General features: G+C 46.5%; 12 protein-coding genes. 4 read left to right on the top strand and 8 right to left on the bottom strand.

Annotated elements, in window-relative coordinates:
* Positions 1-5: 5 nt before the first annotated feature.
* Entirely contained in the window at positions 6-1,811 is a 1,806-nt protein-coding gene (uvrC, locus tag J0A67_RS17745) for an excinuclease ABC subunit UvrC (protein WP_206570738.1), read from the top strand.
* A gap of 12 nt (positions 1,812-1,823) precedes the next feature.
* Here the strand turns inward: uvrC and porN are convergent, their stop codons facing one another.
* The 8 genes from porN to J0A67_RS17705 form a co-directional block, all read right to left on the bottom strand.
* Entirely contained in the window at positions 1,824-2,639 is an 816-nt protein-coding gene (porN, locus tag J0A67_RS17740) for a type IX secretion system ring subunit PorN/GldN (RefSeq protein WP_206570737.1), read from the bottom strand.
* Between the two features lie 25 nt (positions 2,640-2,664).
* Positions 2,665-4,263, bottom strand: a complete 1,599-nt coding sequence (gene porM, locus J0A67_RS17735) for a type IX secretion system motor protein PorM/GldM (RefSeq protein ID WP_206570736.1) — start codon at positions 4,261-4,263, stop codon at positions 2,665-2,667.
* Positions 4,264-4,300: 37 nt separating this feature from the next.
* Positions 4,301-5,083: a type IX secretion system motor protein PorL/GldL gene (gene porL / locus J0A67_RS17730; protein ID WP_206570735.1), complete on the bottom strand. Its 783-nt coding sequence runs from the start codon at positions 5,081-5,083 to the stop codon at positions 4,301-4,303.
* A gap of 45 nt (positions 5,084-5,128) precedes the next feature.
* The gene (porK, locus tag J0A67_RS17725) at positions 5,129-6,223 is read right to left on the bottom strand and encodes a T9SS ring complex lipoprotein PorK/GldK (protein ID WP_206570734.1); all 1,095 of its coding nucleotides are present in this window, start codon (positions 6,221-6,223) and stop codon (positions 5,129-5,131) included.
* A gap of 169 nt (positions 6,224-6,392) precedes the next feature.
* Complete coding sequence (locus J0A67_RS17720) at positions 6,393-7,370, bottom strand: PorP/SprF family type IX secretion system membrane protein (protein WP_206570733.1); 978 nt, start codon at positions 7,368-7,370, stop codon at positions 6,393-6,395.
* A 73-nt stretch (positions 7,371-7,443) separates the two neighbouring features.
* On the bottom strand, positions 7,444-8,217 hold the full coding sequence (locus J0A67_RS17715) for a uroporphyrinogen-III synthase (protein WP_206570732.1): 774 nt from the start codon (positions 8,215-8,217) through the stop codon (positions 7,444-7,446).
* Between the two features lie 34 nt (positions 8,218-8,251).
* The gene (locus tag J0A67_RS17710) at positions 8,252-9,361 is read right to left on the bottom strand and encodes a DUF4271 domain-containing protein (RefSeq protein ID WP_206570731.1); all 1,110 of its coding nucleotides are present in this window, start codon (positions 9,359-9,361) and stop codon (positions 8,252-8,254) included.
* 15 nt (positions 9,362-9,376) lie between these two features.
* Positions 9,377-11,074: a BamA/TamA family outer membrane protein gene (locus J0A67_RS17705; RefSeq protein WP_206570730.1), complete on the bottom strand. Its 1,698-nt coding sequence runs from the start codon at positions 11,072-11,074 to the stop codon at positions 9,377-9,379.
* 48 nt (positions 11,075-11,122) lie between these two features.
* On the opposite strand from J0A67_RS17705, the gene hemW reads away from it, so the two are divergent.
* The 3 genes from hemW (at position 11,123) to J0A67_RS17690 (ending at position 14,729) form a co-directional block, all read left to right on the top strand.
* Positions 11,123-12,244: a radical SAM family heme chaperone HemW gene (gene hemW, locus J0A67_RS17700; RefSeq protein WP_206570729.1), complete on the top strand. Its 1,122-nt coding sequence runs from the start codon at positions 11,123-11,125 to the stop codon at positions 12,242-12,244.
* A 4-nt stretch (positions 12,245-12,248) separates the two neighbouring features.
* Positions 12,249-12,560, top strand: a complete 312-nt coding sequence (locus J0A67_RS17695) for a DciA family protein (RefSeq protein ID WP_206570728.1) — start codon at positions 12,249-12,251, stop codon at positions 12,558-12,560.
* 96 nt (positions 12,561-12,656) lie between these two features.
* Positions 12,657-14,729 carry a GAF domain-containing SpoIIE family protein phosphatase gene (locus J0A67_RS17690; RefSeq protein WP_206570727.1) on the top strand — a complete coding sequence of 691 codons (2,073 nt, stop codon included), beginning with the start codon at positions 12,657-12,659 and terminating at the stop codon, positions 14,727-14,729.
* The last annotated feature ends 29 nt before the right edge of the window (positions 14,730-14,758 follow it).

Raw genomic sequence — 14,758 nt, 5'->3', positions numbered from 1 at the left:
AAGCCATGCAGTCGTCTTCATTTTCACCCGAAAACCATCTTCTTCTCCCAGACCATCCTGGAGTCTATAAATATTTCAATGAAGAAAATGAGTTGATCTATGTAGGCAAAGCAAAAAGCCTGAAAAAAAGGGTAAGTAGCTACTTCAACAAAAACACAGGAGTAAATCTCAAGACACGTAGGATGGTGAAAGAAATCCGGCGGATCGAAATCACCTTGGTGGACAGTGAACTGGATGCGCTTCTTTTGGAAAACAACCTGATCAAGAAAGTCCAACCCCGCTACAACATCCTGCTACGGGACGACAAAACTTACCCCTACCTACTGATTACAAAAGAGAATTTTCCCCGCATCTTCCAGACTAGAAAACTAATCCCGAAGCGGGGAACCTATTTTGGCCCATTTGCCAGTGTAAAGGCAATGAACAATGTCCTGGATTTGATCCGAGAACTTTTTACCATCCGCACCTGCAAGCTTGACCTTTCTCCCTACAAGATCGCTGAAGGCAAATACAAAGTCTGTTTGGAATACCACATCGGCAACTGTCAAGGTCCTTGTGTCGGGCTCCAAAATGAATCGGCTTACCTTAAGGACTTGGAACAAGCCAAGCACATTCTCAAAGGAAACCTAGGCATTGCAAAAACCTATTTTAAACAAGAAATGCAGGCCCATGCCGAAAATCTTGAGTTTGAGAAGGCGCAAAAGATGAAGGAAAAACTGGACCTTCTCGAAAAATACCAGTCCAAGTCCCTAATCACCAGTCCGAGTATCCAAAACCTTGACGTGTGTACTCTGGTATCAGATGAAAAATACGCCTACGTCAACTACATGCGGGTCAAAAATGGGGCGATGATCACCTCAAAAAACGTGGAGTTAAAAAAGCGCCTTGACGAAAGCGACGACGAGTTGCTACTGACTGCATTAGTCCGCCTCCAAGACCAATTTCAAACAGACGCAGAGGAGGTGTTGATTAACATAGAACTCGAAAACCCCATTGAGGGACTCAACCTGACCGTTCCGAAAATCGGAGACAAAAAGAAGCTCATAGAACTCTCGCTAAAAAACGCCCTCTACTACAAAAAAGAAAAAGCCCTGCTGCAAGGCCTCAACAAGGACAAAAAGGATCGCGTCATTCGACAGCTTCAGCAAGATCTAAGCCTTCCTGAGATACCAGACCACATAGAATGTTTCGACAATTCTAACATCCAAGGCACTAGCCCGGTTGCCAGTATGGTTTGCTTCTTGGGAGGGAAACCTGCCGTGAAAGAATATCGACATTTCCACATCAAGACTGTAGAAGGGCCAAACGATTTTGCAAGCATGAAAGAAATCGTCACCCGTCGTTACAAGAGATCGATGGAAGAGGAGAAGCCTTTTCCAAAACTCGTCGTGATCGACGGAGGTAAGGGGCAGCTTTCCTCCGCCGTTGAGGCTTTGCAGGAATTGGGAATCTACGGCAAAATGCCAATCATCGGGATCGCAAAACGGCTTGAAGAAATCTATTTTCCGGGAGATTCCTACCCCATTCACATCGACAAAAAATCAGAAAGCCTCAAGCTTCTTCAACGCATCAGAGACGAGGCGCACCGCTTCGCAATTACTTTTCATCGAAAGGTCCGAAGCAAAAATGCCTTTGGGACCCAGCTTACCGGGATTCCGGGTATTGGGGAGAACACCGCGGACAAACTGCTGAAGCACTTCAAGTCTGTCAAAAAAATCAAAACAGCAAGCGAAGCCGAACTGGCGGAAGTAGTGGGTAACAGCCGGGCAAAGTCCTTACTAGAATGGATGGAAAAAGAAAAAGGGGCCTAAGCCCCTTTCCTATTACCACTCCCAAAGGGAGTTTTCAAATTCCAATAGCTTGTATTCAAAGGCAAGCGCATCGAGATAGGCCTGCATCTCCGGACTTGGGTGATCTGTGGAGACCAAGTCGGCAATCAGAGCATCATCCGGATTGGTAAACCTCCGAACCACAGATCTGAATAACCTTGACTCAAATGCTTCGTCGTAAGTCAGACTTTTTGATATATTCTGAAAGTTGATCCATCTGGCAGTCGGATGATTTTTGAAGTAGTTCACAAAATCCTTGTAGCGAATAAATGCGATGGATTTTTGACCTGCATTTGCATTTGTCTGTGAAGGCATCACCAACTCGATGTACTTTATGTCAAACACCATATCAGAGTGATGTCTGTCAAAGACAAAATCCTCTTTGAAATCCAGATAGTAAAGCTGCTTGGAGAAAATCGAATCCCCATTGGCGGAAATCCAGAAGTTGTCTTGGAACTCAGCGATTGAAAGCGGCTCAGTGAATTCCGCATCCGCAAATACCTCGAGGGCATTTTCATCTACCACGGCCTTATAGATATGGTTTACTATCCCGTTAGCCTTATTGTCACCAGAGCCATAGAGCGAAAGATTGTATTTTTCCCTCAAGTCAATCCTTCTCCATACAGAGATTTGATACATCTTGTCATCATCCCGGATCCTCTTCGCAGAATAGACCGTATCCATCGAAAATTGTCGATCTCCATAACCAGAAGGATTGACACTTGTGGCCACCTGCGCATTGCCGCTAAGCGGAACCAGTCCGGCGGCTAGCAAAAGAGCCAAGAAGATGTGTTGCACAAATCTTTTCATAATATTTTTGATTTACTCGTATCGCTTATTTAACTGCAATACGTTTGATTTCTCTCAATTCAGAGTTGATTTTATTACCTCTGAAGTTGGTTCTGGTCACTTGGGTCACTCTCACCACGATATCATCCCCCGGCCTGGCACTTTCCAAGAGGGAACGCATGCTTCCTCCGATTGGGACAGTCTGGCGAGGCACCTCACTTCTCAACAACACTAGCTCACCGCCGGTTACCTCAAAGTTGGAATCCTTCGCCATGGTACGTGCGAAAGTCGGCTCTGGCACGGCGACCACTTTCATACTGTTTAGGGTATTAAGTGCCTGCGCCTGGCTCATGTCGATTTCGCTGCCATTACCCCCTACGACTTTGATCGTCGGAGCAGGAACCGGCTTAATATCAAACGCCACATCGCCAATTTTATTTCCACCGCTGCTTACGCCGATATTCACTTTGCCAGAAGCTCCAGGAATGATGGTCACTTGACCTGGCTTGCTACCTTTGATGGATTGACCATTGTTGATGGCAAACTCAGGAGAATAAGTGTTTCCCAACGCCGGAACCTCGATCAAAAGCTCGTTAGCACAGTCTGCGTAAAGCTGCTGCACCACTTCAGAAGAAACTTTAATCACCGGCTGAGCAACGAAGTATTCATATTCCACAGGGATCACTTGGTCTTCCCCTCCGACATTGGTCACAATCTGTCCAGTAAGCAACTGTCGTGAAAGTCCTTTGTCGTCATAGTTCGATGCAGGAGGAACGGTAAATTCAACCTTACCAAATCCATTCTCCACTGGCACTGATCGCCCACCCAAAGTCATGGTAGGAGCAGCTGACGAAGACGCTGACGCAATAAACATATCGCCTTGGAATTTAGTACCCGCTGCCACCACGTTGGAGACTGCCGCAATCTTGCCTTCCAATATATCCGCCTTGAAGTAGAATGATCCCAAAGTGCTCGCAATCTGCGCGAGTGACTCACTTTCGATGTTCAATACTTCGTTTTGGAACTGCGTAAGCAAAGTCATCACCGCACCTACGGGAGACTTTACGAAGTTCAAATTCACAAAGCTCTTGCCTCTAACATCTCGGTCATTGGCAAAGATTTCAATGTCTTTGGCGTCCAAAGCGATAGGCTTGAAGGTCACGCCAGTGATTCCAACTCCGTTCAGGATCTCGGAAATCTGCGCCGGATAGGCATTAAGTTTCGCCTTTAATTCTTCGCCCTTGCCTGCATTGGCAAACATGTTACCGGTGATCTCCGTGTTCTTCAACGCTGAGTTGACAAAATTCCCCTCATCGTTCTTCGCATTTGAAGTTTCAATCAATTCCTGCTTCAACTCTTCGAGGTAGGTATAGACTTCGGACGTTGCCGCTCTTACCTGCTCCGAGGCACCTACTTTGGGCACGTCTCTAGGGTTATTACCCTGCTCCTCTACGGTTGCCTTTATCGAGTTGACGGTGGACTGGTTCTTTGAGATAAAATTTCTTGAAGTACGTTCCATCCCATCATTGATGAGGACGAACTTCTGGAGGATCTGATTACTTACCTGGAGGGCCAAAAGGGCCGTCAATACCAGATACATCATCCCGATCATCCTCTGTCTAGGTGTTTCTTTTGCTCCTGCCATCTTTCTAGCTTTCGGTTCTTTAGATGATTAGGATAGATTAACCTTTCATAGCGGAAAGCATTCCACCATAGATTTTGTTGAGTGAGCTTACGTTTTGGTTCAGCTTAGCCAATTCATTCTTAAACGCTTCAGTTTCCTTTCCTGCTTCGGAAAGTCCCTGCATTGCTGCAGACATGTTGCTGTAGAATTTGTTGAGGGTTTTCACGTGGCTGTTGGCATCTTGAAGCTCCATCTCATAGACAGCATTCAAAGCGGTGAGGTTCTTGGTCACATTCACCACTTGGGTGTGGTAAGCTTTTGCATCTTGAGAAGCCGCTGACATCTCAGTCAGAGCGGCGGCAGTTTTGCCATAAGATGCATTCATGTCCACTAGAGTCTTTGCGGCAGACTTTACGTTAGTAGCGTATTCGTTAGTTGCGAGGGCTGCATCAGACAAGTTGCCCATATTCTGGGCGGAAGTGGCCAGATTTTGCATTCCTTTACCCAAACTGTCGATCAACTCAGGGCCAATCTTTGCCTTGGAAAGCATTTCATCCAATTTGGCGGACACATCATCACCTTTGGATTTCTTAGGAGCATTGTCGGCTAGCTCCGGGTAAATTTTACTCCAATCCATTTCTTCCTGTCTCGGCTCAAATGAAGAAAGGAAAAAGATAATCGCCTCTGTGGTCAAACCAACCCCGATCATAACGTTGGCAAATTGCCAATCGAGGATTTTAAACATTGCACCGAGGATTACGACAGCAGCACCAATACCATAAATCTTTGGCATAATGTTGCTGTAAAACTTAGCTTTAAAGGAATTGCTGTTGCTAGCCATTTGGAATTTGTGTATTAAGGTTGAGTTTTGTTGTTTTTGGGTGGGTTATCTTTTTGTCCTTTTGCTGGATTTCACGTCCATTGATCCTGATCTTCCCATAAAGGTCATTGCCGCACGGAATCCAATGTGGGCTTGGGTGACATCCTGATATTCATAAGTTCTGGTGGATGTCTCTAGATAATGTGCGATATCCTTCCAGCTTCCTCCTCTTACGATCTTTCTTGGCTCATTTGGATCGTCATACACTGGATCCAAATCCCAAGTATCCACTCTGGATGTGGCTTTATATGCATCCAATACCCATTCCGCTACGTTTCCGGACATGTTGTAGAGCCCAAAACCGTTTGGTGCAAAGACATCAACCGGTGCCGTGTATGCAAATCCGTCGTCTATGTAGTTTCCTCTACCAGGCTTGAAGTTCGCCATCAGGCAGCCTCTTTTGTTTTTCAAGTACGGACCGCCCCAAGGATACTTGGCAACATCCTTTCCTCCTTTGGCAGCGTATTCCCACTCCGCCTCTGATGGCAACCTGAATGAAGGTGCATCAAAATCAGATTCGTCGTTTGCTCTGAGGTGATAGGTCCTCCACTCACAATATTTCTGTGCCTGATCCCAAGAAATGCCAACGACTGGATAGTTGTCGAATGCAGGGTGGTCAAAATAAAACTCCATCAGAGGATCTCCATAGTGGTAGGAAAAACTGGTTGACCATACTGTTGTATCTGGTCTCAGCTCATCATAGTTCAAAGTAGGAGGATCTTTTAGCGTAGTCGGAGTACCTGTCGCCAGTTCGCCATTTTTCACCGCCTCCAAAAACTGTCTGTATTTGTTATTGGACACTTCGTATTTGTCCATAAAAAATTCAGATATCGTGATCTGCTTGTTCATCGCCGATTGTGTATAGGCAATATCTTCGTCGGACTGTCCCATCCAGAATGTCCCCGCTTTGACAGGAACCATATCAATAGGTAGGTTTTGTTGCCAGCTTGCACGCTTAGGAACTCCGGTCACTTCGCCACGTCTGTTGGCCTTATCACTCGCCGAACCCTTCTTATTAAAAAGCCCGCAACCAGGTAAAAGAGTCGCTATGGCCAAGCCCAATGTAACAGGCATTAAGCGGAGTTTCATTTTTCTATACATAAATGGCGTTTTTGAAATCATCAATTTTTTGCCTAATCTAAACCTACTTGATTCGCCGAAATTTAGAGGAATTAGGCCCAATAATGCAAATAACCTGCCAATTTTAACCCAGATTGTAAACCAAAGGAAGCGCCTCGCGGCTTGCTAGACAGTCTGGTTCAAAGGATTATTATCGGAATCGCGGAGTCCTTTGGATCACCCGCTCTACCACCCTACTTGAGGTGGGAAGCGCATATCTCAGCATCAATTCATGGCTGGTAGGCGACTTCGCCTCCAACCCACCCGTCACAATATCAAATGCATAGCCCAATTTCAAGGAGTTATCCCTCAAAAGGCTGTAACCAATTATCAACGAAAGCGACTCTTCACCACGGTAAGCTATCCCTCCGTTAATCTTATTTTGATGTGTTGCCATAACGCTTACATCGTAGGAAAAATTATTGAAAGAAACCGTTTTTATAAGGAGACTGGGCTCAATTCTCAATTGTCCGATTGGACGTACCCTATAGCCAAACAAGAAATAGGAATGGTTCTTCAGTTGATTGGCATAGGTGGCATCCCCAAAGTCAAAAGTAGGCTGATTCAAATGTTTGGAACTTATGCCTACGTAATAATTGCTCCTGTCATAGAATATTCCCGCTCCAAAATCCAGCGCAATCTGACTTTCTTTTCCCGATTGCGGCAAATTAGGCTCCGGATTTACAACAACCAGCTCTCCGTAATCCAGTGAGCTGGAATACATTCCTACATAGCCACCGACACTCAGGGTACCTCTCTTTATTTTTTTGTGATAGGCTCCTTTCAGATTGACCTCCAAATTGCCTGTCGCTCCGATTTGGTCATTGACAATGGAAAGACCATATCCTATTGATTTTGCATCTAGACTTCCTTCCGCTGTGATCAACTGGGTCGTCGGCGCGCCCCCCTGACCCGCGCTGGTAGTATAATTCGCCCATTGGGACCTATGCAGTGCCGAAAAACGATAACCACCCTCCTTACCTGCAACTGCAGGATTGTAGAACATGCCATTGTACATGTATTGGGTGAATTGCGCGTCTTGCTGTGCCTGGGCATATGCTGCATACAAAAACAGAAGCAACGAAAATCCAAGCTTTAAAAAGTAATCCAATCGGCTTTTGGTAGTCATTTGGCTGAGGTCTCTCAATTTTAAACTAGTGTATGAATTTAAACTGAAAAACCACAGCAAATGATTCTAAGTTTTACAAATTGTTGGCCTTTTTGATGTAAAGCTCCAAGGCGCCCGTCATACTTGGGGCATTGGGCATCGGCGCTTCAATATCCAAAATCAGCCCCATATCCCTCACCGCTGCTGCTGTAGTAGGACCAAAAGCGGCGATTCTGGTATTTCCCTGAACAAAATCCGGAAAATTGCTTTTGAGGGACTTAATGCCCGAAGGACTAAAAAAAGCAAGAATATCATATTTCACGTCAGCCAAGTCCGAAAGATCCGCCGCTACCGTGTGGTAGATTATTGCTTCAGTAAACGCTATTCCGTGCTTTTCCATGTATCCCGGGATGTCATCCTTGCGGATATCCGAACATGGGAAAAGGTATTTTTCGTTTTTGTGCTTTTTGAAATAGTCAAAAAGATCTTCTGCTGTCTTTTGCCCTACAAACAGCTTACGCTTACGGATGACGATATATTTTTGGAGATAGTGCGCCGTTTGGTCCGAAATACAGAAATACTTCATCTCTGCAGGCATCTCTATCTTAAATTCCTTGCAGATCGCAAAGAAATGATCGATTGCATTCCGGCTGGTAAAAATGATTGCGGTATGCTTCAGGATATCGATCTTTTGCTTTCTGAATTCCTTTGGAGGAACTGGCTCCACTTTGATGAATTGCCTGAAATCAATCTTCAGCTTGTATTTCTCCGCCAGTAGCAGATAGGGAGAATTAGCATCAGTAGGCTTGGGCTGGGAAACTAGGATACTCTTTACTGGCTTAAAGCGATCTTTTGGAGCTGCACTCATGCTAATTATATTCCTTAATTATAGTTCGATTGCGTCACTGTCCTAGAGCCATAATCCATTTCGCAAGGATTAGAAAAGGTACTAATTCCGCGATGCAAAGGTAAGTAAATAAATGGTATTTCTTAAAACTCAACCTACTCATCATAATCAGGAACAATCCGAGAACACCGAAAATGTAAAACCAAAAAAAGCCTGAAAGCACCAAAGAAAGGGCTGATTCGAGGCCCGAGAAATGGTTGGACACGAAATATGCCCCAACCAAAAGTACCACCGCACTTCCAAATACAATCAGCCTCAGCAAGTAAAAGAAATGGGAAAACTCGGCTTTGCCCAAGTCAAAAAGGTATGAAATAAGCTTGATCGCGATAAACTTGACAATTGTCAGGGCCAAAATGCAAAAAGCCCCTCCCAACCATATCGCCAGCAGAGAGGAGTAGTCTAAGCCTATCCAAGTATCCAGCCATTCCCTCCTGAATACCACCAAGCTGCTGACCGCTCCCTGGGAGATCATCATCGCTACGATCAGGATATAGAATATCACATCGAATGAGAAAAACTTCTGCAAGTTGCCGCTGTCCGAAAAATCCTCCGCATTGATCACAGAAAGCGGCTGCAACATCATCGCTAGGAGATAGGGATACGCCAACTTGTAAATAGCCAGGAAAAAAAGAATGATGAACAAAGCCGTAAAGTAAAAATCCTTCACCGGCTGAGGGACAAAGCGCCCGCTGACGGAACTCTGGTCGGAACGGAGCACCGTTTCGTCCAGATTGCTCCTTCCTAGCACCTTTTTTATGCTTGTCCTACCCGGTCCCAAATTAGGGCTTACCACTGTAAAAGTGACGGTGTCCTGACCAAACTCGCTTTGAATCTCTCTGAGTGAGCGAAAGAAAACGGTGTCTCCACTTGTCAATCTCCACAATTTGCCCTCAATAAAAACTGTGGATTTTGAAGGCAACTTGATCTGGAGCTCTGACTCGGGAAAATCGACTAGGTCCACTTTGAGCTCGATTTGGTTGTTGCTTCCTAGCCACGATTCCTCGCGCGCGGACTTCCAAAGGCCATCGTAGTTCTCCAAGACCTGGGCCTTGGCGCCAAGACTAAGGAAAACAAGAAAAAACAGCAGAAATCGGACTCTGGACATATAATATTTCATACTCTAAAACCTCGCCAGATATCCGAAGTGAATTCTGGAATAGGCAAAAGACATAGACTGCGTATTTGATTTTCCCAACGCAAACACAAAACTGAACAATCCTCCGTCAGTGTCCAAATTGATTCCAGTGCCAAAAGAAAAAGGCCGGTCGTTTTTTTTATCCGAATAGGGATTTTCCAAGACTCCCATATCCGTAAAAAGCACCAAATAGGAGTTTTGGTCAAAAAACAGGCGCTGCTCCAAGTTCAGGTATCCATAGCTTTTCGCAAAAAAACTCTTTTCGTTGAATCCCCGGATACTCTTTAGTCCCCCCAGTCGGAAAAACTCATTCAGAAACAGGTTCTCATTTTCAAGAAAACCTCCAACTCCCCGGATCCACATCCCCCAGCCCGGTTTGAGGTAGAGGTGTTTTTCCGCCGAAAACCAAACCTGATATTGCGGGGACGATTCATCCAAGTCCTCATAGGCCTCCTCCGGCAAGCCGGTATTTTCCAGAATCTTTTTGTTCCCTAGTGAAAACTGCCCCTGAAACAGCATTCCCCGTCTGGGTGTTATCGGCGAATCAAGCATGTCCCAGTCCAAACCCATTCCGTATTGGTTCCAGCGATAGTCGATTGCGGTCGGCAAAGTCTCTGAATGTTCGAGCCCCTCTGGAGAAATCAAGTCTCCAGCCTGCCGCCTGGTAAAAAAATCAAGGTAGCCTTCGTCTGAGATCCTGTAGCCAAAAGCCAATTCAAAGGTCCGGTTGACAAAGGTGGAATCCTGCTTCAAAAGTGAAAATCCTACGTTGAAGTCCAAGGGAGATCGGAATATAAAAGCCTCCCTTGCATGTATCTCCAAGGACTGTGACTGGATGTTTAGCCGCTGCCACTGGATCAAAAAATCCCGCCCTTTGCCTCCCAGATGATACAGCCTAAGATCTACTTCCCCCGTGACCAGCATTTTACCCGGCTCGTTCTCATTCGGCAAAAGTCCAACAACGCCATCGAAGACATTGACCCGGCGATCCTGAAGTGTGAAAATCGGCTTCGCTTGCTGGGTTTGAAAGGATAAATAAGGGGAACCCACCAAGGTAAAATAAGGGGACTTTCTTAGCGTCATGGTGGCATTTTCCAGTTCCTCTTGGGAAAAGGGCGATCCTGGAGCCAAACCCGAGATCAACTGGAGGTAAGTAGCTTTTGTCTTGCTTTCGCCAGCTATCTCCAAGCTATCCCAGGTGATGTAGGGGCCCGCGACATAGGTGATTTTCCCCGAAAGGAAACTATCCCGGATTTCCAGGCTGTCGATCTTTAACTCCGCAAAAGGGTATCCGTTGTTTTCTGACAGCTTCAGGCCCTCTTCCATCCATCTATATGGTGCTGGGTAGCTTAGATTTGGGGTTCCAAGCTGTGCTACGATATTTGGAGGCACATTTCCCAGATCGATTTTTTCCCAGCGGAAAAGCCTGCCTGAGTCCCAATGCAAGGTCAAGGTATCGCCTTGGATCCGCTCATTAAATCTTCCTTCAAGAAATCCCCCCCTATGGAACAGCCGTGTGAGTGAGTCCGTCAGCATCAGGGCAGAGTCCCGCTCCGAAAAATGTCGGATTTCTCGCTTACCGATTCCTGATGTCTCATCCCAAGCCACCCTGACTGCCTGCTGGCCCAAGCAAGCGTACTTGACGCAAGCCAGCAAAAAGAAGACTGCCAATAACCGGGTCATCAAGGCGCAATTCGGGATTGATTATATTCGCAAGTTAATCGAATTCAATTGGCAGGCATCTATATCCACATTCCGTTTTGCAGGCAGGCGTGCCACTATTGCGACTTCCACTTCAGCACCAATCTAGGCCGCGTAGATCAAATGGTCGCATCGATCGGGACAGAAATCGACTTGCGAAAGGATTTTCTGAAAGACCAAAAGCTGGAAACGATCTACTTTGGCGGAGGCACACCTTCGCTTCTTTCGGAAAAACACTTGGAGTTCCTGCTTAATAAGATCCGTGGCAATTTCCAATTGGCGCTAAAAGAAGTCACACTGGAAGCCAACCCAGACGACCTATCCGAAGAAAATCTAAAGGCGTGGATATCCCTGGGCATAGACCGTCTTAGCTTGGGCATCCAGAGTTTTGACGAAGAGGTCCTAAAGTTTTACAATCGGGCACATTCTGCCAAAGAAGCTTTGGAGGCCATTTCGCGCGGAAGAAACGCCGGATTCGACAAGTTTTCCATAGACCTGATCTATGGCTTCCCCCATAGCGACCATTCGATCTGGAAAAAAGACCTCAAAGAAGCGCTCCTCCAAGATCCTGGACATATCTCAGCCTACGCCTTGACCGTTGAACCCAAAACTGCACTGGGAAAGTGGGCCGAGAAAGGCAAATTCCACCCCGCCGAAGAGGACTTCGCCGCCGAGCAATTCGAATGGCTTCAGGAGCAAAGCGAGAATGCGGGCTACATGCAATATGAGATCTCCAACTTTGGAAAGCTGGGGCAGTTTGCCCTTCACAACACCAACTACTGGCGGGGCGTGCCCTACCTGGGGCTTGGGCCGAGTGCCCATTCATTTGACGGAGACAAGCGCGGTGCCAATCCCGCCCACAACGCTTCCTACATCAGCATCTTGGAATCAGAAAAAATCCCCTACCAAGAGGAGCATTCTACTATCGAAGACCGGGCTAACGACCGGATCATGACCGGGCTTAGGACGATGTGGGGAATCTCTCTCTCCAACTTGGTAGAGGACTATGGAATAGACCTTTGGCAGACCAAATCCTCCACCATCGAAAAATTAGCTCGCCAGGGCTGGCTGAATTGGGACGGTAAAACTCTATCTTTGACCAAAAGGGGAATGTTACTGGCTGACAGTATCGCAGCCGAACTATTCATCTAGATCCATGAACCACAATCCAAATCCAGGCAGAAAAAAAGAAGTGGCACCGCTTGAGGCAGCCTTCAATGAGCTGCTGAAAGCCTACAGGCTGGAAGATAAGTTCAAAGAAAAACAACTTGTCAGCAGCTGGGGCGAGATCGTGGGAAAGACGATCGCCGACCGAACTTCTTCTGTTTTTGTCAAAGACAAAAAGCTTTTTGTAAAACTCAGCTCAGGACCGATCAAGAAAGAACTCATGCTCAACCGCTCCAAAGTATTGGTGCTGATCGAAGAAAAAGTGGGCAAAGGGATAGTGGAAGAGCTGATTTGCCTTTGATTGGTTCTTTACAATTTTTAACTAGCCAAAGCCGACTGAAAACACCCGTTTTGAGAAGGAATAGTTCAGTTTGAGTATTATTGCGAAATCATACTGATGGTCAAGCTCCCCTCCATCCATATCGGCAAACTCAGTCTCCTGCTCGCCATTCTGGTGTGGCTGGCCCTGTTGTTTGTAGACTTGGTACGGCTTTTTGGCATGATCAACGAGATCGAGTCGGGAATTTCCACCGAAATCACCTGGATACTCGAAATCCTCTTTTTCTTTACCCTCTATGGTTTTTACAACTATTCAGTAGGCAAGAATATCCAGAGCGACTTTCTCAATCTGCTATGGAGGGCAGCATCGACCGGCATATTCGCCACCGGCATGGCCTTACTCACGGAGCTGTTTTACGTCTCCATGGGCGACAGCAAACTTGCCACCGAGCCCTTCCTCAAAAATTTCTTCTACCACGTCAACTTTGCCCTGACGACGATATTCCTGATTTCCTCGGCATTGCTTTGGAAGCATCTGATCCTGTACCAGAAAAACAAACAAGTCGTCAAGCAATGGCAGACCTTTGAATTTGCGATGCTCTTGGCGATGTTTTTTGTGTTTTTCAACAAAAACAACTTCGACTACAGCTTCCTATTTGGGATGGTCATCCTCTTCGTGATCACGGTGGTCCTGTCCAGCAACCTGAAATGGATACCCTACCTGACCTTCAAGGAAAAGTGGAAGTCTCTCCTTTTCCTGTTCCTGATCCTAGCTTGCACAGGCTACCTTTTCCGAAGGATGCTTGCATTCAATACAGCCGAACCCTTTCAGGTCAACCTGACCGACAACCTGTTTTTGATGGCTCTGTTTGGCTTCATCTTTACCTATGCCTTGTTCAGTTTTTTGGTCACGCTCTTCAACCTTCCTACCTCCTCGGTATTTGAGCAGAAGTTGACCGAGGCGATCAATTTTCAGCGCCTGAGCCAATCCATACAGCCAGACGACAACGAAGAGCAAGTACTCGACATCCTACTGGACAGCTGCATGAGTGCGTCTTATTCCGACGGAGCCTGGATAGAAATCAGCCCTGACGGGCAAAATGAGGGGATCAACCAGTTGCGGTTTCTCGATGAAGCAACCAAAGAAGAAATCTCCGAGATGATCAAAAACCAGAAATCGGCCATAGGCTGGGCCACCTCGGACCGTCCCGAAATGCTCCAGCCCCTCTTGGTGAGACTGGAGCATCCCCGATATGAATCCACCCTTTTGGTCCCGCTGGTGATCAACAAAATCGCCATTGGCCGGATGGTGCTGTGCAAGGAGGTTCGTGACGGCTTCAACAAAGAGATGGTCAATATCATCAGCACCTTTGTCCGACAAGCCTGTATAGCGGTGGAAAACCACCGACTGCTGAACCAAGCTATCCAAAACGAACGCTATCAGGAAGAGCTCAAAATCGCGCAACGCGTCCAAAAAGCATTGCTTCCTTCCCAACTTGATCATCCGGATCAATACGAAATTTGCGCGTTTTCCAATGCGGCGGACGAAGTCGGAGGCGACTACTATGACACCTATAAGGTGGACGAAAACCGCTACGTGATGATCATCGGGGACGTCTCGGGCAAGGGTACCTCCGCGGCCTTCCACATGGCACAGATGAAGGGCGTCTTCCAAAGTCTAATCCAACTCAATCTGAGCCCTGCTCAATTTATGATCAAGGCCAATTCAGCCTTGGGAAAATGCCTTGAAAGGAACCATTTTATCACAGCTTCGATTTTCCAGATCAATATCTCAGAGCGCCAAATCTGTCATGCTCGTGCGGGCCATATTCCGACCTTGCTTTACAAGGCAACCGAGGGAAAGTCGGAATATTTGTTCTTCGACGGACTGGGCTTGGGGATTTTGAGAAACAAGCAGTACGAAAATCACGTTCAGGAAAAAACCTTCACCTATGAGCCGGGAGACATCCTTGTATTGATTACGGACGGAATCGTGGAAGCCAAAAACCAGAAGGGCCAGCAATTTGGCTTTGAACGGATCAAAAGTCTGGTGGAAATCCACCACTTGAAAAGTCCGAAGGAAATCCAAAACCAACTTATCGATGCCCTTCACGTCTTTGTAGGTGGCGACGGCATGATCGAAGATGACTATTCGATGATGGTCGTAAAGTTTCAACAGCCAAACAACTGAAAAACCCCATAGAATCTAGAATCCCAAAC

Origin of the sequence: Algoriphagus aestuariicola (genome assembly GCF_017254835.1) — a bacterium.
Classification (GTDB): domain Bacteria; phylum Bacteroidota; class Bacteroidia; order Cytophagales; family Cyclobacteriaceae; genus Algoriphagus; species Algoriphagus aestuariicola.
Note: the sequence above shows the minus strand (reverse complement) of the source record. Positions and strands in the feature narration are given on the sequence as shown.